We start from the raw sequence: 23,194 nt of genomic DNA on the forward strand, positions 1-23,194 counted from the left end.
TCAGATCAGGTGTGCGCGCTTCCACAGCGCCTCGGTCGGCCCGCCGACGACCTTCTGCTCCCGCAGGAACGGGACCAGCTTGCGCGCCGACCAGCGCAGCATCTCGTGGTGGTGCGGGTTGGCCATGGCCGCCTTCCGGCCGACCGCCGGGTCGATCCCGACACTGCGGTACACGTCGGGGTGGATCAGGTTGCGCGCCACGACGTAGGCGATCCGTGCCGTGAGGTACCGCGCCCAGGCACGCTCGGCGTAGTTGGTCCTCGGCATGATCCGCTGCAGCTCCTCGCGGGCGTAGCGGACGTGCCGGGCCTCCTCCGTCACGTGGATCTTGTTGATCATGCGGGAGAGCGGCTGGACGCGCTCGTCGCGCATCCCCTCGCGCTGCATCTGGTCGAGGATCTCCTCGACGTAGAGGGTCCCGGCGAACATGGCGGGCCCGGTACCGATCGTCTTCATCAGACGGCCCTGCTCGTGGGTGAGCCGCCGGGGTGCGTAGTCCGGCACGCCGTAGCGCTCGGTCGCCTTCGCGAACATCATCGAGTGCCGGCACTCGTCGGCGATCTCGACCAGGGCGTACTGGATGTGCGCGCGGCGGGGGTCGCGGTCGTAGGCGTAGCGCAGCAGCATCTGCATGAGGATCATCTCGAACCACAGCCCGATCCGGGCGACGCTGCAGAACTCGTGGATCGACAGGGTGATCCGCTGCTCCTCGGTCAGCCCGTCCCAGAGCGGGGTCCCGTAGAGCGACACGCGCTCCGGGACGATCCCGTACTTGCCCTCCACGAGCGGGGCGTCCCAGTCGATGTCGATCGACGGCTCGTAGGACTTGTCGACGGAGCTGCGCAGCAGCCGTCGCGCGGTGTCCTCCCGGTCGGCCGGGTTCGCCTTGCTCCCCGTGCGACCATTCCGGCCGAGGACGTGTGCTGTTCCGGACACCGCAGCCTCCTTGCTGTTACCGCCGGTAACGGTTACCAGTGGTAACGTGCCCCACGTGGAGAGGGATGTCAAGCCGGACGCACGCGTCCGACGCCGGGAGGAACGCCGGGCCGAGATGGTCGACGCGGCCGTCGGAGCCATCCGCGAGCACGGACCCGGGGTCTCGGTCGCGCAGATCGCCGCCGCGGCGGGGATCACCAAACCCGTCCTGTACCGGCACTTCGCCGACCGGGCCGACCTGCAGCGCGCCGTGGGCGAGCACGCGGCGGAGATGCTCATGGAGCGCATCTCCCCCGTCCTCGCCATCGACGCGGAGCCGATCGAGCACGTCGCCGCGGTGATCGACGCCTTCCTCGGCATGATCGAGGACGAGCCGCACCTGTACCGGTTCGTGGTGTCCAACCCCGCCGAGCCGACGGCCGGTGCCGAGGTCGCCGAGGACGTCCGCGGCCGGATCGGCGCGGTCCTCACCACGCTGTTCGGGGAGCGGTTGCGCGCCGAGGGCCGCGACTCGGGCGGCGCCGAGGTCTGGGCCCACGGCCTGATCGGCATGGTCCAGTCGGCGGGCGACTGGTGGCTCGACCGGCGCACGATGAGCCGGGAGGCGCTCACCAACTACCTGTCCGCGATCATCTGGGGCGGGATCGCCGGGGTCTCCGGGATCGACTCGCCGACGGCGAACGCCGACATCCTGCGGCTCGTCCCGGACCCGCACACCCCGACCGGCACCGACACCGGGAGCACCCCGTGAGCGACGACGACGAGGGCTACCGCGGGCCGGCCGAGCTGGTCGTCGACGGGGAGACGCTGGCCGTCGAGGTCCTGCTCGACGCGCGGCACGAACCGTTCGACGGCCGCATGCACTGGTCGGGCCGGGTGCTCGCGCACCCACGGCTGACCGAGCTACTGGGCACCGGCGGCGGCCGGGCCGAGGTGCGGACGCCGGGGCACTCCGCGGTCGGCGCGCTCTCCGAGCCGGACCCCTGGGACCGGTTCCGGATCACCGGGACCGGCCCGCCGCCGTTCCCCCTGGACGATCCACCCCCGCCCGCGAGCGACTGAGCGGGACCCCGCCACACACGCCGACGGGCCCGGTCCCTCGCGGAACCGGGCCCGTCGACCACGCCCCGGAGGACGTGTCACACGTCGTCAGCCGCCGAGGCCGAACCCGACCTTGCGCTCCTCCGACGGGCCGATCTCCACGTACGAGATCCGCGCGACCGGAACGACGAACCGGTTGCCCTGGTCGTCGGTGAGGTCCAGCAGGCCGTCGTCGGACTTCATCGCCCCGCTCACCAGCTGGGCGACCTCGTCCGGGGTGCGGTCGCTGGACACCACGAGCTCCCGCGGCGTCTCCGCGATGCCGATCTTGACCTTCACCGGTAGGACCTCCCGATCCGTCACCTCGTGCTCTTGCGGACGCCAGGCTAGTCGAAACCGCTCAGGACAGCCCGAGCCTGCTCATCCGCTTCCCGTGCGCCGACTGCACGGTCTTGATCAGGCCGGCGACGCCGCCCTTCTCGCCGGAGCCCAGGACGATGAATTCGGCCAGCTCGTCGCGCTCGGCGACCACCCGCTGGGCGTGCGTGACGGCCTCGCCGAGCAGCCGCCTGCCCCACAGTGCCAGCCGGTCGCGCTGGTGCGGGTTCGCCTCGCAGGCCGCCTGCACCTCCCGCTCGGCGAAGGCCGAGTGCCCGGTGTCGGCGAGCACCCGCCGGACGAGCTCACCCGTGGCGGGGTCCACCCAGCCCGCGACCTCGCGGTAGAAGTCGGCACCCAGGCCGTCCCCGAGATAGGCCTTGACCAGCGACTCCAGCCAGCTCCGCGGCGCGGTCGACGCGTGGTAGCTGTCGATCAACGCGACGAACGGCGCCATCGCGTCCGCGACACCGATCCCGGCCCCGCCGAGGTGCTCCTCGATCAGCCGGAAGTGACCGATCTCCGCGGCGGCCATCGTGGAGAGCTGGGCCCGGCCGGCGAGGGTCGGTGCCGCCCGCGCGTCCTCGGCCAGCCGGTCGAACGCGGAGAGCTCGCCGTAGGCCAGGACGCCGAGCAGCTCGACGGTCGCCGCGGCCGGCCCGTCGGCATCGGAGGTCATGGCGCCACCCTAACCGGACGAGCCGGGCCGTCCGGGCGACGTCACGGACGGTGGCGCGAGGCATCTCACGACCCGCTGCGGGCCCGGCGTGTCGTGCGCGACGGAACCGCCGGGTACCATGCGGGGAGCGCGTCTCCGGTATGCGGCGGACGTGCCCACCGCGCGGGATCCGGGTAACGGGGCGGGCGGGCCGCGGGACACGGCTGACCACCAGCTGCTGCGGCCGGCCACATCTCACCGGGACCCGCACCCGAACTGGTGCGCGCAGCGCCTCGGCGGCTCTCCCGCCCGGTCCCACACGGACCCGGTGCCGGTCGACGAGCCACGCCACGGCTCCTGTGCGCGGAGAGAGGCGATCACCCTGTCCGTTTCCGCAGACAGCCCCGACACCACCCCCGACGGCGACACGGCCGACCCCGGCTTCCTCGCCACCGGCATCACCGCCACCGAGGCGCCCGAGGGCGTCACCAACCCCGGCGGCGAGAAGCTCCCCCCGACCTTCGCCGAGCTCGGCGTCCGCCCCGAGATCGTCTCCGCCCTCGCGGAGAACGACATCGTCCGGACCTTCGCGATCCAGGAGCTGACCCTCCCGCTCGCGCTGGACGGCGAGGACGTCATCGGCCAGGCCCGCACCGGCACCGGCAAGACGCTCGGTTTCGGCGTCCCGATGCTCCAGCGGATCACCCCGCCCGGTGAGCAGCCGGCCGCCACCGCCGAGGGCGAGGCCGCCGACCGCACCAAGGACGTGCCGCAGGCGCTCGTCGTCGTCCCGACCCGCGAGCTGTGCGTGCAGGTCGCCCGGGACATCGCCGCGGCGGGCAAGAACCTCGGCGTCCGCGTCGTCGCGATCTACGGCGGCCGCGCCTACGAGCCGCAGCTCGAGGCCCTCCGCAAGGGCGTCGACGTCATCGTCGGCACCCCGGGCCGGCTGCTCGACCTCGCCGAGCAGCGCCACCTGGTGCTCGGCCGGGTCAAGGCGCTGGTCCTCGACGAGGCCGACGAGATGCTGGACCTCGGGTTCCTGCCCGACGTCGAGCGGATCCTGCGCATGCTCCCCGAGCAGCGCCACACCATGCTGTTCTCGGCCACCATGCCGGGCCCGATCGTGCAGCTGTCCCGGGCGTTCCTCACCCGGCCGACGCACATCCGCGCGGAGGAGGCCGACCAGGGCTCCATCCACGAGCGCACCAAGCAGCTCGTCTACCGCGCGCACGCGATGGACAAGGTCGAGCTGGTCACCCGGGTGCTGCAGGCCAAGGACCGCGGCCTGTCGATGATCTTCACCCGGACCAAGCGGACCGCCCAGCGGGTCGCCGACGACCTCGCCGAGCGCGGGTTCGCCGCGGCCGCGGTGCACGGTGACCTCGGCCAGGGCGCCCGCGAGCAGGCGCTGCGCGCGTTCCGGGCGGAGAAGGTCGACGTCCTGGTCGCGACGGACGTCGCCGCGCGCGGCATCGACGTCACCGGCGTCACCCACGTCGTCAACTACCAGTGCCCGGAGGACTCGAAGACCTACGTGCACCGGATCGGCCGCACCGGCCGCGCCGGGCGCGAGGGCGTCGCCGTCACCCTGGTCGACTGGGACGAGATCCCCCGCTGGAAGCTCATCTCGGAGGACCTGAACCTGGGGATGCCGGAGCCGGTCGAGACCTACTCGACCTCCGACCACCTGTTCACCGACCTGGACATCCCGACCGACTCGACCGGGCGGCTCCCGCTGTCCGCGCGCACCCGGGCCGGGCTCGACGCCGAGTACATCGACGCCGAGGGCGACCACGGGTCGAAGAAGCAGCGTGGCGGGCGTCCGGCACGCGACGGCGCCGGCGACGACGGCGGACGCCGTCCGCGCAAGCGCCGTGCCCGGACCCGGACCCGCGGCGGGGTGGCGGTCGACGCCTCCTCCGAGCAGGGCCAGGGCGACGGGGCCGCCCCGCAGAACGGGCCCGGCTCCGACGGTGGGGCGGAGGCCGGCGGCGACGGCAAGCCGCGCCGTCGTCGTCGCCGTGGCGGCGCCCGGCGCCGCTCGGACTCCGGCGACGGATCCACCGGCGACTCCGACGCCGCCGCCAGCTGACGGTCCCCCGCACGCGTGCTGCGCCCGCGGGACCCGCGACCCGGACGTCTGCCCTGGTCGCGGACACCGGCCGAACGACGCCACCGCGGCGACCTCCTGGTCGCCGCGGTGCTCGTCCTGCTGCTCGGCGGCGGAGCCGTGCTCTACGGCGTGCAGAGTCCCGCCGCGAACACCGAGTCCGTCCCGGCCACGGCCGCGCCGGCGCCACCCCCGCCCGCGGGGGCGGTGCCCGCGTCCTTCACCGAGCTGTGGCGGGCCGCCAGCCCGGGGACACCGGTCCCGCTCGTCGCCGGTGACGGCGTCGTCGTGGCCGAGGGGTCCCGGATCTCCGGCCGCGACGCCACCACCGGACAGGAACGGTGGAGCTACACCCGCGACCTGCCGCTGTGCACCACCGGCCTGGCCGACGGCCGGGTGCTGGCGCTCTACCGCAACGACGAGTACTGCTCCGAGCTCAGCACCCTCGGTCCGGACACCGGCCTGCGCGGGCCGACCCGCACCCTCGACACCCGCCCCGGTACCCGCCTGATCGGCCAGGACCCGGTGCTCGCCACCGGGCAGGACTACGCCGAGACGTTCCGCTCCGACCTCGTCCGGACCGCCGAGTACGGCACGGTCCGCGCGCAGGAGGAGCCCGGCGACCAGCCACGGGCCGGCTGCACGTACCTCTCCTTCGCGGCGGCCCGCGACCGGGCCGGCGTGCTCGAGCGCTGCCCCGGCCAGGCCACCGAACGACTGTCGGTGATCCGGCCCAGCGGGACCGACGGCGACCGGCCCGTCTTCGACTCGTCGGCCGAGATCGGGACCGACGGCGCGCAGCTGGTCGCGGTCTCCCCCGAGCGGTCCGCGGTGCTGCTGCCGGGCGTCCCGCGGCTGGCGCTCTACGACCGCGGCGGCCGCAAGACCGGCGAGTTCCCGGTCGCCACCGGCCCCCGGATCACCGCGCCCGCCGACGGCGTGGCCCGCACCTCCTCCGACGACGCGCGGCGCTACTGGTGGACCGGCAGTGCCACCGTCGCGCTCGACACCGGCACCCTGCAGCCGCTCTGGTCGGTGCCCGGCACGCTCGGCCCCGGTACCCGCTACGGCGACCGGCTGCTCGTCCCGGTCCCCGGCGGCCTCGCCGACGTCGATCCCGGCACCGGCTCGGCCGGGCGCACGGTGCCCGTCGACCGCGCGGGCTGGACCGGCCCCGTGCAGGTCACGGCGCAGGGCGGGCTGCTCGCCGAGCTGCGCGGCGATCAGGTCGTCCTCCTGGGTCCGTCCGCCTCCTTGCCTTAGTGTCCGAGACACTAGTACCTTCGACACTATGACGCAGCGGTCCGGGCTGGCTCTCGCCGTCCTCTCCCTGCTCACCGAGGAGCCGATGCACCCGTACCGGATGCAGCAGCTCATCCGGGAGCGGGGCAAGGACGACGTGGTCAACGTCGGGCAGCGGTCACAGCTCTACAAGACGATCGACCGTCTCGCGCGTGACGGCCTGATCACCGAGCACGCGACCGAGCGGGAGACCGCCCGCCCGGAACGCACCCTCTACACGGTCACCGACGCCGGTCGCGAGAACGCGGCGGACTGGACCCGGGAGATGCTGGCCGCGCCGCGGCCGGAGTTCCCCGAGTTCGTCGTCGGGCTCGCGCACCTCGCCCAGCTCCGCCCGGCCGACGCGGCCCGCGCACTGGACACCCGTCTCGACGGGCTGCGCCGGCGCCTCGCGGCCTCGCGGGCGAGCCACGAGGCGGTCGAGGGGTTCCTTCCCCGCGTCGTCGTCGTGGAGCTGGAGTACGCCATCACGATGCTGGAGGCGGAGACGGCCTGGGTCGCCGCTCTCGTCGACGACGTGCGCGGCGGACGCCTGACCTGGGACCGCGAGGAGCTGCGCCGGTTCGCGCAGCGCCTCGGACAGTCCGGCGACGCCTGAGGTCCCCGACCACCACGGCCCCACCACGGCCCGTCGCACCCGCGACCGGCCGCGACCACACCTGTCCTCGTCCGGAGGTCCGTCATGTCCTTCCGAGTCATCGTCGCCGGAGCCGGTACCGGCGGCCTCTGCCTGGCGCAGGGTCTGCGCCGGGCCGGAATCGACGTCGTCGTGCTGGAGCGCGACGACGGTCCGCGGGCCGCCGGGCTGCGCGGCTACCGGGTCGGGATCTCCCCGAACGGGGCCCGCGCGCTGCGTGCCTGCCTCGCCCCGGAGCTGTACGCGGTGTTCGAGGCGAGCACCGGCGAGCCCTACGCACGGCTGCTGATGTGCACCGAGCGGTACCGCCGGCTCCTGGCGGTCCCGTTCGCCGAGATGCCCGGCGGCGGGAGCGACGAGCACAACGTCAGCCGGGCCACGCTGCGCCAGGTGCTGCTCACCGGCATCACCGACGCGGTGGCCTGGGGCAGGCCGGTCACCGGCTACGAGCTGCGTCCCGACGGGCGGGTCACCGTGCACGCCGGCGGCGGCGAGCCGGTCACCGGCGACCTGCTGGTCGGGGCGGACGGGGCCGGTTCGCCCGTCCGGCGGCGGTTCCTCCCCGGCGCCGGGCACACGTCCACCGGGCTGGTCGCGATCGGCGGGAAGGCCCCGCTCGACGCGGCCGCCACCGCCCTGCTCCCGGACGGCGACGTCCCCGGGATGGCGCTGATGTTCGACCGCCACGGCGGGATGGGCATCAGCCACGTGATGCGGATGCGGTGGGACGACGACCACGTCCCCCGGCCCGGGATCGCTCCGGCGCACGCCGCGGCGCTGCACGGGTGGGAGGGCCTGGCCGGCGACCCGACGACCGACTTCGTGTCGTGGGGCGTGACCGTCTCGCACACCCGGTTCCCCGGCGGGATGACCTCCTCCACGGACGGCTTTGCTCTGCTCACCCATGCGCGCCGGGTCACCGACGACTGGGATCCGCGCTGGCACGAGCTGCTGGAACGTTCGGACCCGGCGTCGGCGATCACGATCGACATCCGTACCTCGGACCCGCTGCCGGAGTGGGAACCCGGCCCCGTCACGCTGCTCGGCGACGCCGCGCACACCATGACCCCGGGCCGCGGCGCCGGGGCCAACACCGCGCTGCGCGACGCCCGCGAGCTGTGCGAGCGCCTCGTCCGGGTCCGTGACGGCGAGCTGGGGCTCCGCGAGGCCGTCGGCGGGTACGAGTCATTGATGCGGCGCTACTCGGCGCTCGCCGTCCGGGAGTCGCTGGAGTTCATGAACGACGGGGCCGCCTCGCGCGGACCGGTCGCGCGGGCCCTCGGGACGGCCGGTACGCGGGCCGGGATGCGGCTGGTCGACCGGGTCCCGGTGCTGCGCAGGCGGATGATCCGCGACATGCAGCGGGTGCGGGACTCCGAGCTCGTCTGAGCGCCCGTCCGGCCGGGCTACAGGAACCAGCCGGCACCCAGCACCAGCGCCGCGAGCCCGACGACGCCGAGCGCGACGAGGGACCCGGTCCGGTCCCGGCGCCGGTCCGCGACGATCTGCCCGACGACGGCGGCGACGGCCGCGCCGGCGTGTCCGGCGAGCGCACCGGAGCCCGGGCCGGGCACACCGTTGCTCCCGGCGACCCACTCCACGATGCCGAGCCCGACAGCCAGCACGACGAGGCCACCGGCGAGCACGCCGGAGACCCCGCGCAGGACCCGTCCGGCGGCGGTGGTCGTCCGTCCGGCGGCGCGGGGGGTGCGCCGACGGTCGTCGCGGTCGCCGCCCGGTGCCCGCGACGCGGGATGGCCGTCGTCGCCACGGCGGCGCGCACGGTCGCCCCCGGCCGGTCCGGCCGGCCCGCGCCGCGATCCGCCGCCACCGGCCCGGCCCGGCGCCTGGTCCGTGTCCCGGCGCCGGCCTCCCGGGCCGGCCGGCCCACGACGGGCGCCGTCGCCGGCGAACGCATCGGGACCTCCGGCACCGGGCCCGGCCGGGGCGCGCCGCACCGGTGGGCGGTGCCCCTGGGGGACACCGGAGGGCCGGGTCGGCGGCTCCGGCGGCCCGGAGCCGCCGTGCCGGGCGCCGCCGGGGACCGGTCCGTCGCCCGGGGCCGGCCGGTGCCGGGGTGGGGCGGGCGGTGCGGGACGACCGCCCCGGTCCGGCGGCCGGTGGCCGGGAAGCCGGTCGCCGGGACCGCGCGGTCCGGGCCGGTCGGGGTGGCGCGGGTCGGTGCTCACGGGACGAGGAGGTCCCACGGGCGGGGCTCGGGTGCCGCGGCGCGACCCTCGGGGCAGTGCCGTCGCACCGGGCAGGTGCCGCACTGCACACCGGTACGCACCGGGAACAGCTCCGCCGGGTCGCCGCCCCCGGCGAGCGCGCCGGTCGCCGCGGCGGCGGCGCCCGCGGTCTCCTCCGCGGCCCGGACGTGGCCGTCGAGGGACGCGTCGTCGTGCTCCCAGGCCGCGACGGTGCCGGTGGGGACGTGGTGCAGCTCCACCCGCCGGCAGCGGCGGCGGAACACCTGGGCGGTGGCGACGGCGTACAACGCGAGCTGGCGGGAGTCCCGGGCGTCGTCGTCGGTGGGGACCCGGCGCCCGGTCTTGAAGTCGACGACGACCGCGCCCTCGCCGCCGTCGTCGACGCGGTCGATCCGGCCCTCGACGAGCAGCCCGCCCGCGGCCGCGCTCACCCACCGCTCGACGGCGAGCGGCTCGGTCGCGCCGACCGGGCCCTCCGCGGCCGTGGCCAGCCATTCCTCGGCGCGACGCCGGTACCGGGCGGCCTGCTCGCGGTCGGCGAACCCCTCGTCGGACCAGTGTCGCCGGACCAGTCCGGCGGCCTCGGCCGGGGTCCGCCGGTGCGGGGGCAGCGCGGCCAGCGACCGCAGCGCCAGGTGCACGACGGCGCCGAGCGTGGTGTGCGCGAAGGCGCCGCCGCGGGCCGGGGCAGGGCGGTCGACGTGCAGCATCCGGTACCGCCGCGGGCAGGCGTCCCACGCGTCGAGCCGGGCGGGGGTCACCCGGTGCAGTGCCTGGACGCCGAAGTCGGGATCCAGCAGGTCGAGGCCGAGCTGACCGTCCGGGCACCCGGTGGTGGCAGGGGTGGTCCGGGCCATCCGTCCACGGTACAGCGACCCCGGTCACCCCCCGCGGGTCGCCCGGACGGATCAGCCGTGCACGACCGGCACGCCGGAGGCGCGGGCGACGACGGCGTCGTAGACCTCGGCCGCGGTGGTCTCCTCGGCGAGCGGGGTGGTCTTGTTGGTGCCGTGGTAGTCGCTGGACCCGGTGGCCAGCAGGCCGTGCTCGGCGGCGAGGCCCCGCAGCAGCTCCCGGTCGGCGGGCAGGTGGTTCGGATGGTCCACCTCGACGCCGCCGAGCCCGTACCCGACCAGGTCGACCAGCACCGACGGCTCGATCACGGTGCCGCGCCTGCGAGCCAGCGGGTGCGCGAACACGGCGATCCCGCCGGCCGCGACGATCATCTCGACGGCCGTCTCGACCGCGGTGTCGGCCCGCGGCACGTAGTAGGGGCTGTCGTTGTGCAGCAGTTCGGCGAACGCCTCGTCGACCGAACCGACGACGCCGGCGGCGACGAGTGCCCGGGCCAGGTGCGGCCGTCCGGCGCTGCCGCCCTCGGGCAGGTGGGCGAAGACGGTGTCGACGTCGACCGGGTACCCGTCGGCCGCCATCCGGCCGATCATGGTGTGCAGCCGCTGCACCCGTTCCTCCCGCAGCCGGTCCTGCTCGGCGACGATCGCGTCGTGCCGCGGGTCGAACAGGTAGCCGAGCAGGTGCACCGAGCAGCGCGGTTCGCCCGGGCGGCCGGTGGGGCTGAGGCAGGAGAACTCGGCACCGCGTACCAGGGACAGACCGGCCGGCAGGGCGGCGACCGCGTCGTCCCAGCCGTGGGTCGTGTCGTGGTCGGTGATCGCGACGACGTCGAGCCCGGCCGCGCCGGCCGCGCGGACCAGCTCGGCCGGGGTGTCGGTGCCGTCGGAGGCGGTGGAGTGGGCGTGCAGATCGATCACGGGCACGGGCCGACCCTAGCGCCGCGCGGGTGCACGCGGCCCGTCCCTCCGGACGGGCGTCTCAGCGCCGCCAGCGCGGCTTGGCGAGCATGCCCGTCGCGCGGGTCTTGCCCTTCTCGCCGAACACCAGCTCGGAGAGCGCCTCGTAGATCTCCTCGGGCCGGGGCATGTAGTCGATCTTGTTGAGGGCCTGGATCTGACCTGCCGACTCGACCACCATCGTCCCGTAGCCGAGCAGACGACCGGACAGCGACCGGCGGAAGGTCAGGTCCGTGACCTTGCCGAGCGGCATCATGCCGACGTTGTGGACGATGATCCCCTGGGCGATCATCACGCGTTTGTCGGTGATCACGATGCGCTCGATCCACCAGAGGATCGTGAGCGCCGTGAACCGCAGTACGGCGACCAGCACCAGGTAGAACGCCAGGTTGTCGATCAGGATGTCGACCGACGTACCGAGCTGCCTGCCGTCGGTGAACTGCTCGATCGCGACGACGATCAGGATGAACAGGCCCGTCTGCAGGATGTGCCGGGCCATGACGGCCCAGTGCTGGCGCACACGGATGACGCGCCGCTCCGTGGGGAGCAGGTACTCGTCGATCTCCCGGGGCGCGAGCACGGGATCAGATCAACGACGTGACGAAGGTCGAGACCGACTGGGCGGCGTCGTAGAGGATGTTGCCGACGTTCTGCACCGATCCCGCCGCCGCTTGCGGCGCGGTCACGACCAGGAAGATACCCAGCGCCACAGCGGCGAAGATCAGAATCTTGCGCACGTTACTCGTCACCCGTTCCGGCCCGTTGGGAACAACCTCGTCATTGGTACCCGAGCCCCGCGGACCCGGGGTACCGGCACCCGAGCAGCGTACCGTCGTTACGGATGACCGACAGTAGCCGACACGTCGCCTGCGTGGGTGGAATCGTCTTTGACCCGGACGGCCGATTGCTGCTGGTACGCAGGGCGAACGAGCCGGGGCGTGGCCGGTGGTCGGTTCCGGGCGGCCGGGTCGAGCCCGGTGAGGACGACCACACCGCCGTCGTCCGGGAACTGGCCGAGGAGACCGGCCTGACGGTACGTCCCGGCAGGCTCGTCGGTGTGGTGCACCGCGGGCCCTACCGGATCGCGGACTACGCGTGCGCCCTCACCTCGGGATCCGCGACGGAACCGCGGCCCGGGGACGACGCCGACGACGCCCGGTTCGTGGACCGCGCCGCCTACGCCGCGCTGCCCGTCGTCGACGGCCTCACCGAGGCCCTGACGGGCTGGGGCTGCCTCCCGCGGAGCTGAGGCGACCCGCCCGCCCGCACCTGGCCCCACGACGGGTGCCGGCCCGGCCGCCGGAGCCCCGGCCGCGGGTCGGGACCCGGCCCCGACACTGCACCGGGTGATCCGGGCGGCGCCCCGGGGTGGCGTGTGGGGGACACACGTCGGCCCCGCGACCGGGATCCGGTGCGGGGCCGAGGCGCGCGTCTCAGACCTGGGGGGTCGGACGGCCGGGCTGCTCCCCGCCGCGGGTCTCCCCGTACTTCTCCTTCGGCACCATCACCTTGCGCCGGAAGGTGCAGACGACGGTGCCGTCCTGCTTGTAGCCGCGGGTCTCGACGTACACGACGCCGCGGTCGTCCTTGGACTTCGACTCGGTCTTGTCCAGGACCTCGGTCTCGCCGTAGATCGTGTCCCCGTGGAAGGTCGGCTTCGTGTGCTTGAGCGACTCGACCTCGAGGTTCGCGATCGCCTTGCCGGACACGTCGGGAACCGACATGCCGAGCAGCAGCGAGTAGATGTAGTTGCCGACCACGACGTTCTTGCCGAAGTCCGTGGTCTCCCCTGCGTAGTGCGCATCCATGTGTAGCGGGTGGTGGTTCATCGTGAGGAGGCAGAAGAGGTGGTCGTCGTACTCGGTGACCGTCTTACCGGGCCAGTGCTTGTAGACGGCACCGACCTCGAACTCCTCGTAGTAGCGCCCGAACTGCACCGTTCACGCTCCCATCACGCCGACGACTCGTTGCGCGGGTAATCTATCCGGTGGCCCGCGAGCGACACGGCGGTCCGGCTCACACGTGCCCGGTCGGGGATCTCACATCTCCGACACGTTCCGGTGCGTGTGCGCGATGACAGGGACGGACCCGTCGGATCCAGGGAGGTGAGAGCGGTGTCGTCAGAGTCCCGGACACCGGCGAGCAGTACGTGCCGCCTCCCGCTCCCCTCTGCCCGGAGCACGCACCCGGGCTGAGCCCCGGCGGGAGGCGAGTCGTGAGCCAGGCGGCCGCCGGTGCGGCCGCACGACCTCGGTCCCCGCCCGGAGGTTCCTCCCGTGATGCCCTCGCTCTCCCAGCTCCGCCCCGCCATCCGGTCCGCCGGCCGCAGCCGTCGCGCCGAGCGGGCCGCCGCCCGCGCCGCCGCGAACAGCCCGGCCGACCGGCTGCGCGTCCCGCTGTCGGCCTACGTCGTCGACTGCGCCGTCTACGTCGACGGGGAACGCCTGCCGGGCCGCTGGACCCACGACGAGGCCATCGCCGAGGTCCGCGAGCGCGGTGACGGCTTCGTCTGGATCGGCCTGCACGAGCCGGACGCCGAGCAGATCTCCGGTGTCGCCGAGACCTACGGGCTGCACGAGCTCGCCGTCGAGGACGCGGTGCACGCGCACAATCGGCCCAAGCTCGAGCGCTACGACGACACACTGTTCATGGTGCTCAAGACGGTCCGCTACGTCGGCCACGCCGACCCGACGACGGCCAACGAGATCGTCGAGACCGGCGAGGTCATGACGTTCCTCGGCCGGGACTTCGTCGTCACGGTCCGGCACGGCAGGCACACCGGCCTCCGCGAGGTGCGCCGCCGTCTCGAGGAGGACCCCGACCAGCTGCGGCTGGGGCCCGCCGCGGTGCTGCACGGGATCGCCGACCACGTGGTCGACTCCTACATCGAGGTCGTCCGGCAGATCGAGGGCGATCTGGACGCCGTCGAGGCCGAGGTGTTCTCACCCCGCTCGACGATGAACCCCGAGCAGATCTACGTGATGAAGCGCGAGATCCTCGACCTGCGCCGCAGCGTGATGCCGCTGGTCGGGCCGATGCGCAAGCTGTCGGAGGGCTACAGCGCGCTGGTGCCGCACGAGGTGCGGTCCTACTTCCGCGACGTCGACGACCACCTCGGCGGCGTCGCCGAGCAGGTCGCCGGGTTCAACGAACTGCTGACCACGCTGGTCGACGCGGTGCTGGCGAAGATCAGCATGCGGCAGAACAACGACATGCGGAAGATCACCGCCTACGCCGGTCTCATCTCGGTCCCGACCATGATCGCCGGGGTCTACGGGATGAACTTCGACTACATGCCCGAGCTGCACTGGAACTTCGGGTACCCGCTGGTGCTGCTGGTCATCGCGACCATCTGCACGCTGCTGTACCGGAACTTCCGCCGCAACGGCTGGCTGTAGCGGACCGTCCGGGGCCGCAGGGTCCCGCGGTCGGCGGACGTCCGTCAGCGGACCGTCCGGGTGCCGGTGGGCGGGGTCGGCGGTTCGTCGTCGGGGCCGTCGGACCTGGTGTCGCCGGACCCGGTGTCGCCGGAGCCGGTGTCGCCGGACCCGGTGTCGGCGTCGCCGGGACCGGATGTGCCGTCGGCGCGGCCGGTCGGATCGTCGTCAGCGGGGGCAGCACGGTCCGCGGAGCCGGTGCCGGAGCCGGAGCCAGTGCCGGTGCCAGTGCCAGTGCCAGTGCCGGTGCCGGTGCCGGAGGGATCGCGGTCGTCCGAGCGGGCCGCCGCATCCGCCTCGTCCGGGCCGTCCTGCCGGGAGCCCGTGCCGTCCCCGGCCGGCTCCGCAGGAGCGGGTGTCCCGCGCCAGCGTCCGGCCAGGGACGCGCCGCGCCCGCGGGGCCGGTCCGGCGCGTCGTCGTCCGGGTCGCGGGGGCCGGCCCCGGAGGGACCGTCCGGGCGAGGTGCGGGGTCCGCCCCGTCCTCGGCGGCGTCACCCTCGCCCCCGGTGTCCTCGACGACCTCGTCCGGCAGCTCGTCGGCGTAGCCCGGGTCCTCCGGGCCGCCCTCGTCGACCGGGCCGGTGTCCTGCGCGGTGTCCCGGCCGGGAGCGCCGACCGGCCGCCAGCCGGCCGCGGCCAGTGCCGACGACCGGGCCTTCCGCTCCCCCACGACGTCCGGCTCCTCGGGGCGCCGCCCGAGGAAGGTGTGCACGAGGTGCTGCTGCACCCCGCCCATCGTCTGGACGCGGACGTCGCCGAACCCGGCCCGCTCCATCCGCAGCTTCATCTGCTCCGGCCCACCGGCGGAGGCGACCCGCTTCAGCCGGTAGCGCAGCAGGTCGGAGACGCCCCAGCGGGCGGCCGCGAGGGGCAGCAGGTAGCCCCAGCCCGCCGTCGCCCAGCGGGCCCGGCCGCGGGTGCCGCCGACGGCGTAGTCGTGCACGGCGAGCGGGGCGCCCGGCGCGAGCAGCGACAGCAGCCTGCGGAGGCCGTGCTCGGCGTCGGGCAGGTTGGAGACCAGGTAGGAGGCGAGGATGCCGTCGAACGGGCCCTCGATCCCGGCCTCGGCGAGCGTCTCCAGCTTGGCGTGCACGAACGACACCCGCGGGGACCAGTTCTTCCGGCGCGCGACGGCGAGCATCTCGGTGGACGCGTCGACCGCGACGACCTCGGCGCCCTTCACCGTGGTCAGCAACGCCTCGGTCGAGACGCCGGTCCCGCACCCGATGTCGAGCAGGCGCAGGCCGTACCCCTCGCCCAGACCCATCCGCGACGCCGAGACCCTCAGGTGCGTGCGGTAGCCGGGGATCATCCCGACGAACGCGTCGTACCCGGCCGCGCCGCGCCCGTAGGCCCGGTGCACGGTGGAAGGGCGGATCTCGTCGCTCTGCCACGCCTCGCCGTTCACGGAGCCGATCCTGCCCGCCGCGCCGCGTGACGGGAACCTCGACGCGCCCGGGGACACACCCCGCACGCGATCGTGCCGCCCGTCCGGACGTCCCCGGCTGCGCCGCACCACCCGTGCGGCGCAGCCGGGGCGCTCAGCAGCAGCGGCCCTGCGGGTTGCGCTCCTGGTGGTCGGTCCGGGCCCGCCAGTACTCCCGCTCGGTCATCGGCGGGTGGTCGTGCCCGGCCCGGCGGTGGTGGTCGAGGTAGCGGTCGTAGAGGTCCGCCCCGATCACCCCCCGCCACCAGCGGTGCAGGCCGCGCAGCCGGTCGAGCACCGGGCTCAGTGCCCCGACCGGGCCGGCGTGCCGACGGTCCCCGCCCACTGCTTCTCCAGCTCCTTCTCCGCCGGGGTCGCGATCATCCCGGCCGGTGCGTAGATCCGGGCCGGGACGGCCGGGTCCTCGTTGTCCGGGCGCCCGCCTGCCTGCACCGACTTCCAGGTCGCCAGCACGGCGGTCACGATCACGACGATCGCCAGCGAGACGAACAGGATCGACAGCGTCCCCTGGATGAAGGTGTTGCGGACGACGGCCGCCATCGCCTCCGGGGTGCCCGCGGTGCCGAAGCTCGTCTCGCCGGACGCGATCGCGTCCCGGAACGCGAGGTGCTGCGCCCAGTACCCGATCTTCGGGTTCGACGAGAAGATCTTGTACATCGACGCCGTGACCGTGATGACGGCCGCGAACGCCAACGGTACGGCGATGATCCACAGGTAGCGGGCCCGTCCGCCCCGGGCGGCCAGCGCCAGGCAGACCGCGAGCGCGATCGCCGCCAGCAACTGGTTGGCGATGCCGAACAGCGGGAACAGCGTGTTGATCCCGCCGAGCGGGTCGGTGACGCCCATGACCAGGATCGCGCCCCAGCCACCGACCATCAGCGCGGTGCAGATCCATGCCCCGGCCCGCCACGAGGTGTCCTTGAACTTCGGGACGACGGTGCCGATCGCGTCCTGCAGCATGAAGCGCGCCACCCGAGTGCCCGCGTCGACCGCGGTCAGGATGAACAGCGCCTCGAACATGATCGCGAAGTGGTACCAGAAGCTCATCATGGCGGGACCGCCGATGAACTGCTGCATGATGTTCGCGAGACCGACCGCCAGCGTCGGCGCACCGCCGGTCCGGGAGACGATCGACTCCTCCCCCACCAGCGCCGCGGTCGTCGCGAGCTGGTCCGGGGTGACGTTGACGTTCATCAGCCCGAGCGAGTTGACGAACGCGGCCGCGCCCTCGACGGTGCCCTCGGTCAGGTTGGCGGGCACGTTCATCGCGAAGTAGAGCCCGCGGTCGATGGACAGGGCCGCGACCAGCGCCATGATGGCGACGAACGACTCCATGAGCATGCCGCCGTAGCCGATGAACCGGGTCTGCCGCTCCTTCTCCACCAGCTTCGGCGTGGTGCCCGAGGAGATCAGCGCGTGGAACCCGGACAGGGCGCCGCAGGCGATGGTCACGAACAGGAACGGGAACAGCGAGCCGGAGACGACCGGGCCGTCGTCGCGTCCGGCGAACTCGCTGAACGCGGGCGCGTTCAGCTCCGGCCGCACGACGATGATCGCGACGGCGAGCAGCACGATCGTGCCGATCTTCATGAACGTCGACAGGTAGTCGCGCGGGGCGAGCAGCAGCCACACCGGGAGCACCGCGGCGATGAACCCGTAGACGATGATGCCCCAGGCGATCGTCACCGGCTCCAGGGTGAAGACGGACGCGCCCCACTCGGTCTCCGCGACCCAGCCGCCCGCGATGATCGCAGCCATCAGCAGGACGAAGCCGATCCAGGAGACCTCGGAGACCTTCCCGGGCCGCAGGAAGCGCAGGTAGACGCCCATGAACAGCGCGATCGGGATGGTCATCGCGACCGAGAAGACGCCCCAGGGGCTCTCGCCGAGCGCGTTCACCACGACCAGCGCCAGCACCGCGACCAGGATGATCATGATCGCGAGCGTCGCGACGAGCGCAGCGGCGCCGCCGACCCGGCCGAGCTCCTCGCGGGCCATCTGCCCCAGCGAGCGGCCGCCCCGGCGCATCGAGAAGAACAGGACCAGGTAGTCCTGCACCGCCCCGGCGAGGATGACCCCGACGATGATCCAGATCGTGCCGGGCAGGTATCCCATCTGCGCCGCGAGCACCGGGCCGACCAGCGGGCCCGCACCGGCGATGGCGGCGAAGTGGTGGCCGTAGAGGACGCGGCGGTCGGTCGGGAGGAAGTCCTGCCCGTTCTCCTTGTACTCCGCGGGTGTCGCTCGTCGGTCGTCCGGCTTGAGGAGCTTGTCCTCGATGTAGGTGGAGTAGAAGCGGTAGGCGATCAGGTAGGTCGCCACCGCGGCGAACACGAACCAGATGGCGTTGACCGTCTCGCCACGGACCAGGGCCACCATCACCCAGCCCAGGCCGCCCAGCAGCGCGATCGTCGCCCAGATCGCGATCTTGAACGGGGTCCACTTCCGCCGCTCCGCGAGCAGCACGTCCTCGTCGACCGCGGCCGGGGGCAGGTCGTGCCCCGCCGCGCCCGCTCGTGACACCTGTGTCATCGAGTGTCCCTTTCCGGTATGTCCGACGCGCGCACTTTAGGGAGCTTCGCCGGGAAAGGGAACGGGTGCGGGGCCCCGACGCACGAGACCGCCGCCACCCTGCCGGGTGACGGCGGCCGGGACGGGTCCGGGCGGGGTCAGAAACCCCCGCCGGGACCGCCCATCGCGAGCTTGGCGAGCATCTCCCGGGCCTGCTCGGCGTTGCGGGGCTCGCAGAGGACGTCGTAGCGGCCCGCGACCATCTGGCTGGACGACTGGAAGTCCCGGCGGCCCTTGCTGGCGCCGTAGCCGGCGGCGGCGAAGGCCATGCCGAACACGGCACCGGAGACCAGGCCGACCACGATCGGGAGGAAACTCCCGTCCGGGGAGAACAGGCTGAGCAGCAGACCGACGAACAGACCGAACCAGGCACCGGACGCCGCGCCCGAAGCGAGCACCCGGCCCCAGGTCAGGCGGCCGATGACCCGCTCCACCAGCATCAGGTCGACGCCGACGATCGTGACGTCCCGGACCGGGAAGTCGGAGTCGGCGAGGTGGTCGACGGCGCGCTGCGCCTCCTCGTAGGTGGCGTAGGAGCCGACCGGCCACCCGGTCGGCGGGGTGGGCAGCTGCGGCAGGCCCGGTGCCGGGCGTGCCTGGCCGCCGAAGGGGTTGGTCATGGTGCACTCCTTCTCGACGCTCGCAACCCCCTCAACGCACGAGGACTGCTCGATGTGCCCGGGAGGATAACGACGTCCGGTACGTCACCGATCGGGTCGCCGCCCCCGGCGGATCCGGGGCCCCGTCGTGACGACGCGGAGCGGGTGCGTTCCGCGGAACGCACCCGGGCACACGACGACCGACGACACCGGCGAGGCCGCATTGCCCGACGCACTGACGATCACCGGCTCGCGCGGGGTCCGGTCGGAACCGGACGCATGACCGGTGGCCCTGTTCGAGGAGTTCGTGGCGCCGTTCGCCCGGGCCGGGACGACCGTCCACGTCGGCGGCGCGGTCGGCATCGACACCGCGGCGCTCGACCGGCTCGCGCGGTGCACGGACGCCGCGATCGTCGTCGTGCCGTGCACGGTCGCCGACCAGCCGGACGTCGCGGCCGCGGCCGTCCGCCGGTGGCAGGACGCGCACCGGCTGGCCGCCGTGGTCGAGCTCGGTGCCGCGCGGCTCGGATCGGACGCCTATCACGCCCGGAACCGGTGGATGGTGGACCGCAGCCGGCTCGTCGTCGGCTTCCCGCTGGGCGACGAGCCGACCGGTGGGACCCGGTACACGCTCGACTACGCCGCAGCTCTCGGCGTCCCGCGGCTGGTCGTACCGGTGTGAGCGGCGGAGCGGGGCGCCGGCGTCCGGCCGGTCGTGCCGGCCGGACGCCTCAGCCCACGGGCAGGCCGCTCAGCGCAGCTTGTAGTCGCGCAGCAGACCCCGGGAGATGATCGTCTTCTGGATCTCCGAGGTGCCCTCGCCGATGAGCAGGAACGGGGCCTCACGCATGAGGCGCTCGATCTCGTACTCCTTGGAGTACCCGTAGCCGCCGTGGATGCGGAACGACTCCTCGGTGACCTCCTTGCAGTACTCCGAGGCGAGCATCTTGGCCATGCCGGCCTCGACGTCGTTGCGCTCGCCGCGGTCCTTCAGGCGCGCGGCGTTGACCATCATCAGGTGCGCGGCCTCGACCTTGGTCGCCATCTCGGCGAGCTTGAAGCTGATCGCCTGGTGCTGGGCGATCGGCTTGCCGAAGGTGGAGCGCTGCTGGGCGTACTCGACGCCGAGCTCGAAGGCCCGGATCGCGATGCCGCAGGCACGGGCGGCGACGTTGACCCGGCCGACCTCGACGCCGTCCATCATGTGCGAGAAGCCCTTGCCGCGCTCCCCGCCGAGGATCTGGTCGCCGGACACCCGGTGGCCCTTGAACACCATCTCGGTGGTGTCCACGCCCTTGTAGCCCATCTTGTCGATCTTGCCGGGGATGACGAGGCCGGGAGCGACCTCGCCGTAGCCGGTGGGCTTCTCGACCAGGAACGTCGTGAGGTTCTGGTGGGCCTTCTCCGCGCCCTCGTCGGTCTTGACCAGCACCGCGGTCAGGTTCGACGTGCCACCGTTGGTCAGCCACATCTTGGCGCCGTCGATGACATAGTCACCACTGCCGTCGCTCGACTCGACCGCCTTGGTCTTGATGGCCGCGACGTCCGAGCCGAGGTCGGGCTCGGACATCGAGAAGGAGCCGCGGGTCTCGCCCGTGGCCATCTTCGGCAGGTAGCGCTCCTTCTGCGCCTGCGTGCCGTGCTGGCGCAGCATGTAGGCCACGATGAAGTGGGTGTTGATCACACCGGAGACGCTCATCCAGCCGCGCGCGATCTCCTCGACGACGAGCGCGTAGGTCAGCAGCGACTCGCCGAGACCGCCGTACTCCTCCGGGATCATGAGGCCGAACAGCCCCATCTCCTTCATCCCGTCGACGATGTCCTGCGGGTAGGCGTCCTCGTGCTCCAGCGCCGTGGCGTGCGGGATGATCTCCTTGTCCACGAAGCTGCGGACGGTGGAGAGGATCTCCTCCTGGATGTCGGTGAGACCGGCGGTCCGTGCGAGCCGGGCCATGGGTGTTCCTCCTGAACGTCTCTGGTCAGTACCGGGCGGGGCTCACGCCTCCGGCGGCGTCCACTTCTCGGTGCGGGTCATGCCCGCGGCGCGGCCCTTGCCGGAGATGACCAGCGCCATCTTCCGGCTGGCCTCGTCGATCATCTCGTCGCCGATCATCGCGGCGCCCTTCTTCCCGCCCGCCTCGGACGTGAAGTACTCGTAGGCGTCGAGGATGTTCTCGGCGTGGTCGTAGTCGCTCTGCGCCGGCGAGAAGGTCTCGTTCGCCGCGTCGATCTGACCGGGGTGCAGCACCCACTTGCCGTCGAATCCGAGCGCGGCCGAGCGGCCGGCGACGCGCGTGAAGCCGTCGACGTCCTTGATCTGCAGGAAGGGGCCGTCGATGGCCTGCTTGTCGTGCGCGCGCGCCGCCATCAGGATCGACATGAGGATGTGGTGGTAGGCGTCGCCGACGTCGTAACCGGGCGGCTGCTCACCGACCACGAGGGACTTCATGTTGATCGAGGCCATGAAGTCGGCCGGGCCGAAGATGATCGTCTCGACCCGCGGCGACGCGGTGGCGATCGCGTTGACGTTGGTCAGGCCCAGCGCGTTCTCGATCTGCGCCTCGATGCCGATCTTCCCGACCTCGTAGCCCAGGGTCTTCTCGATCTGGGTCAGCAGCAGGTCCAGCGCGACGACCTGCTCCGGGGTCTGCACCTTCGGCAGCATGATCGCGTCGAGGTTCGCCCCGGCGCCCTCGACCACCTCGGTCACGTCGCGGTAGGTCCACTCGGTCGTCCAGTCGTTGACCCGGACCACGCGGAGCTTCTCACCCCAGCCGCCCTCGTTGAGGGCCTCCACGATCGTCTTCCGCGCCCCGGGCTTGGCCAGCGGGGCGCACGCGTCCTCGAGGTCCAGGAACACCTGGTCGGAGTTCAGGCCGCGCGCCTTGTCGATGAACTTCTGGCTCGAACCGGGCACGGCCAGGCAGGACCGGCGCGGGCGGAGGGTAGTGCTCACAGGCGGGCTCCTCGTCGAGATCGTCCTCGTCCGCGCCACGGTGCTCGGCGCGGACCTCGCGTCGGACTGTGACTCTGGCACGAGCGCCCGCCGTCCGCCCCGTCCAGGTGATTGGTTTCTCACCCGCCGGTGGTCAGGGTGGGGTTACTCGCCGGTCACCCCTGCTCGGGAGGTGGGGTCAGGGATCCGCCGGCCACCGCGACGACGGTGCCCCCGACCCAGGTCCCGGCGACCCGGCCGCCCTCGGTGCGGACCCCCGCGTACAGCGTCGACGGCCTGCCCATCTCGACGCCCTGGGTGACGACGAAGGGATGGTCGCCGTCGTCCCCCACCAGCCCGCGGTCGGCGAGGAACACCCCGAGCGCGACGGCGGCGGACCCGGTGGCCGGGTCCTCGGGGACGCCGATGCCGTTGCCGAACATCCGGGCGTGCACCCGCTCGGCGGTGGCGTCGACCGCGGCGACGAGCAGCCCGGTCGCGCTGCCGGTCGCGTCGGCGAGCGCGGCGGGGTCGGGCCGGCAACGGGCGACGGCGTCCGGCTGCACCAGCAGGATCGCGAACTCGACCCCCGCACCGGCGACGCCGGGGACGGCGGCCCCGTCGACGTCGTCGGGGCCGAGGCCTACCGCGGCGGCGAGCCGGACGGCGTTCAGCTCCTCCCCGACGAACGGCTCCCCGCCCTCGACGCGGGCGCCCGTCCCGTCGACCCGGACCGGGAGAAGGCCCGCGCCGCACTCCTGGATCCGCTCGCCGTGGCCGATGACGCCGTCGCGGGCCAGCACCCAGGCGGTGCCGACGCTGGGGTGACCGGCGAAGGGCAGCTCCCGGCCCGGGGTGAAGATCCGGACCCGGTAGTCGGCGCTCCCGTCGCCGTCCCCGGTCGGGGGCAGCGGGAACGTGGTCTCGGAGAGGTTGAACTCGGTCGCGATCGCCTGCATCCGCGCCGTCGAGAGGGCCTCGGCGCCGTGCACGACGGCGAGCGGGTTCCCCGCGTAGGCGCGGTCGGTGAAGACGTCGACGACGTCGTAGCGGAGGGTCTCGGCGCTGCGCTCGCTCACGTGGCCGCAGCCTAATCGTCCGGCGGGTGTGTGCCACCC

At 73.4% G+C, this 23,194-nt stretch carries 25 protein-coding genes; 9 read left to right on the top strand and 16 right to left on the bottom strand.

Annotated features, from left to right (window positions below; translation table 11 throughout):
- Positions 1–936: an AurF N-oxygenase family protein gene (locus PP1_RS12110; RefSeq protein WP_010232411.1), complete on the bottom strand. Its 936-nt coding sequence runs from the start codon at positions 934–936 to the stop codon at positions 1–3.
- Positions 937–991: 55 nt separating this feature from the next.
- On the opposite strand from PP1_RS12110, the gene PP1_RS12115 reads away from it, so the two are divergent.
- Together PP1_RS12115 and PP1_RS12120 are read left to right on the top strand one after the other, a co-directional pair.
- On the top strand, positions 992–1,687 hold the full coding sequence (locus tag PP1_RS12115) for a TetR/AcrR family transcriptional regulator (RefSeq protein WP_010232413.1): 696 nt from the start codon (positions 992–994) through the stop codon (positions 1,685–1,687).
- Positions 1,684–1,998 (top strand): DUF4873 domain-containing protein, encoded by a 315-nt coding sequence (locus PP1_RS12120; RefSeq protein WP_010232414.1) that lies wholly within the window; start codon positions 1,684–1,686, stop codon positions 1,996–1,998. The genes PP1_RS12115 and PP1_RS12120 overlap by 4 nt, the downstream gene beginning before the upstream one ends.
- Positions 1,999–2,085: 87 nt before the next feature.
- Here PP1_RS12120 and PP1_RS12125 read toward each other — a convergent pair whose 3' ends face one another.
- Both PP1_RS12125 and PP1_RS12130 read right to left on the bottom strand, forming a co-directional pair.
- Positions 2,086–2,316 carry a DUF3107 domain-containing protein gene (locus tag PP1_RS12125; protein ID WP_010232415.1) on the bottom strand — a complete coding sequence of 77 codons (231 nt, stop codon included), beginning with the start codon at positions 2,314–2,316 and terminating at the stop codon, positions 2,086–2,088.
- Between the two features lie 61 nt (positions 2,317–2,377).
- Positions 2,378–3,034: a ferritin-like fold-containing protein gene (locus tag PP1_RS12130; RefSeq protein WP_010232416.1), complete on the bottom strand. Its 657-nt coding sequence runs from the start codon at positions 3,032–3,034 to the stop codon at positions 2,378–2,380.
- A 307-nt stretch (positions 3,035–3,341) separates the two neighbouring features.
- On the opposite strand from PP1_RS12130, the gene PP1_RS12135 reads away from it, so the two are divergent.
- The 4 genes from PP1_RS12135 (at position 3,342) to PP1_RS12150 (ending at position 8,454) form a co-directional block, all read left to right on the top strand.
- Entirely contained in the window at positions 3,342–5,108 is a 1,767-nt protein-coding gene (locus PP1_RS12135) for a DEAD/DEAH box helicase (protein ID WP_443217596.1), read from the top strand.
- Between the two features lie 15 nt (positions 5,109–5,123).
- A complete protein-coding gene (locus tag PP1_RS12140) occupies positions 5,124–6,389 on the top strand; it encodes an Rv3212 family protein (RefSeq protein WP_060573886.1) in 1,266 nt (421 codons plus the stop codon).
- A gap of 28 nt (positions 6,390–6,417) precedes the next feature.
- Entirely contained in the window at positions 6,418–7,026 is a 609-nt protein-coding gene (locus PP1_RS12145) for a PadR family transcriptional regulator (RefSeq protein WP_010226615.1), read from the top strand.
- Between the two features lie 84 nt (positions 7,027–7,110).
- Positions 7,111–8,454 carry an FAD-dependent oxidoreductase gene (locus PP1_RS12150; protein WP_010226614.1) on the top strand — a complete coding sequence of 448 codons (1,344 nt, stop codon included), beginning with the start codon at positions 7,111–7,113 and terminating at the stop codon, positions 8,452–8,454.
- A 17-nt stretch (positions 8,455–8,471) separates the two neighbouring features.
- Here the strand turns inward: PP1_RS12150 and PP1_RS12155 are convergent, their stop codons facing one another.
- The 5 genes from PP1_RS12155 to PP1_RS12175 are packed head-to-tail and all read right to left on the bottom strand — an operon-like array spanning position 8,472 to position 11,823.
- Complete coding sequence (locus tag PP1_RS12155; RefSeq protein WP_075313976.1) at positions 8,472–9,254, bottom strand: hypothetical protein; 783 nt, start codon at positions 9,252–9,254, stop codon at positions 8,472–8,474.
- Positions 9,251–10,132 carry a RecB family exonuclease gene (locus PP1_RS12160; RefSeq protein ID WP_075313975.1) on the bottom strand — a complete coding sequence of 294 codons (882 nt, stop codon included), beginning with the start codon at positions 10,130–10,132 and terminating at the stop codon, positions 9,251–9,253. The genes PP1_RS12155 and PP1_RS12160 overlap by 4 nt, the downstream gene beginning before the upstream one ends.
- Before the next feature lie 51 nt (positions 10,133–10,183).
- Positions 10,184–11,053, bottom strand: coding sequence for a PHP domain-containing protein (locus tag PP1_RS12165; RefSeq protein ID WP_010229716.1), 870 nt, complete (start codon positions 11,051–11,053; stop codon positions 10,184–10,186).
- 55 nt (positions 11,054–11,108) lie between these two features.
- The gene (locus tag PP1_RS12170; RefSeq protein ID WP_010229718.1) at positions 11,109–11,666 is read right to left on the bottom strand and encodes a PH domain-containing protein; all 558 of its coding nucleotides are present in this window, start codon (positions 11,664–11,666) and stop codon (positions 11,109–11,111) included.
- Positions 11,667–11,670: 4 nt separating this feature from the next.
- Complete coding sequence (locus PP1_RS12175) at positions 11,671–11,823, bottom strand: hypothetical protein (protein WP_010229720.1); 153 nt, start codon at positions 11,821–11,823, stop codon at positions 11,671–11,673.
- 104 nt (positions 11,824–11,927) lie between these two features.
- Between PP1_RS12175 and PP1_RS12180 the strand changes: the two genes are divergently transcribed.
- Entirely contained in the window at positions 11,928–12,335 is a 408-nt protein-coding gene (locus PP1_RS12180; protein WP_029239516.1) for an NUDIX hydrolase, read from the top strand.
- 184 nt (positions 12,336–12,519) lie between these two features.
- Here the strand turns inward: PP1_RS12180 and PP1_RS12185 are convergent, their stop codons facing one another.
- Complete coding sequence (locus PP1_RS12185; RefSeq protein ID WP_010229726.1) at positions 12,520–13,023, bottom strand: MaoC family dehydratase; 504 nt, start codon at positions 13,021–13,023, stop codon at positions 12,520–12,522.
- 342 nt (positions 13,024–13,365) lie between these two features.
- Here PP1_RS12185 and corA point away from each other — a divergent pair, with 342 nt between their 5' ends.
- Positions 13,366–14,484, top strand: a complete 1,119-nt coding sequence (corA, locus tag PP1_RS12190; protein WP_029239517.1) for a magnesium/cobalt transporter CorA — start codon at positions 13,366–13,368, stop codon at positions 14,482–14,484.
- A 44-nt stretch (positions 14,485–14,528) separates the two neighbouring features.
- On the opposite strand, the gene PP1_RS12195 is transcribed toward corA, so the two are convergent.
- From PP1_RS12195 to PP1_RS12210, 4 genes are all read right to left on the bottom strand, one after another.
- Entirely contained in the window at positions 14,529–15,932 is a 1,404-nt protein-coding gene (locus PP1_RS12195) for a class I SAM-dependent methyltransferase (protein ID WP_075313974.1), read from the bottom strand.
- 133 nt (positions 15,933–16,065) lie between these two features.
- Positions 16,066–16,296: a YbdD/YjiX family protein gene (locus PP1_RS12200; RefSeq protein ID WP_010229733.1), complete on the bottom strand. Its 231-nt coding sequence runs from the start codon at positions 16,294–16,296 to the stop codon at positions 16,066–16,068.
- Complete coding sequence (locus PP1_RS12205; RefSeq protein ID WP_010229736.1) at positions 16,254–18,503, bottom strand: carbon starvation CstA family protein; 2,250 nt, start codon at positions 18,501–18,503, stop codon at positions 16,254–16,256. Before PP1_RS12205 ends, PP1_RS12200 begins: the two co-directional genes overlap by 43 nt.
- A 137-nt stretch (positions 18,504–18,640) precedes the next feature.
- A complete protein-coding gene (locus PP1_RS12210) occupies positions 18,641–19,162 on the bottom strand; it encodes a general stress protein (protein ID WP_010229739.1) in 522 nt (173 codons plus the stop codon).
- A gap of 265 nt (positions 19,163–19,427) precedes the next feature.
- Here PP1_RS12210 and PP1_RS12215 point away from each other — a divergent pair, with 265 nt between their 5' ends.
- Positions 19,428–19,823, top strand: a complete 396-nt coding sequence (locus PP1_RS12215; RefSeq protein WP_010229744.1) for a hypothetical protein — start codon at positions 19,428–19,430, stop codon at positions 19,821–19,823.
- 69 nt (positions 19,824–19,892) lie between these two features.
- Here the strand turns inward: PP1_RS12215 and PP1_RS12220 are convergent, their stop codons facing one another.
- The 3 genes from PP1_RS12220 to PP1_RS12230 form a co-directional block, all read right to left on the bottom strand.
- Positions 19,893–21,095, bottom strand: coding sequence for an acyl-CoA dehydrogenase family protein (locus tag PP1_RS12220; RefSeq protein WP_010229746.1), 1,203 nt, complete (start codon positions 21,093–21,095; stop codon positions 19,893–19,895).
- Between the two features lie 42 nt (positions 21,096–21,137).
- Positions 21,138–22,097: an HpcH/HpaI aldolase/citrate lyase family protein gene (locus tag PP1_RS12225; RefSeq protein WP_010229749.1), complete on the bottom strand. Its 960-nt coding sequence runs from the start codon at positions 22,095–22,097 to the stop codon at positions 21,138–21,140.
- 155 nt (positions 22,098–22,252) lie between these two features.
- On the bottom strand, positions 22,253–23,155 hold the full coding sequence (locus PP1_RS12230; RefSeq protein WP_010229751.1) for a PhzF family phenazine biosynthesis protein: 903 nt from the start codon (positions 23,153–23,155) through the stop codon (positions 22,253–22,255).
- Positions 23,156–23,194 lie beyond the last annotated feature (39 nt).

It is taken from the genome of Pseudonocardia sp. P1 (assembly GCF_000178675.2).
Classification (GTDB): domain Bacteria; phylum Actinomycetota; class Actinomycetes; order Mycobacteriales; family Pseudonocardiaceae; genus Pseudonocardia.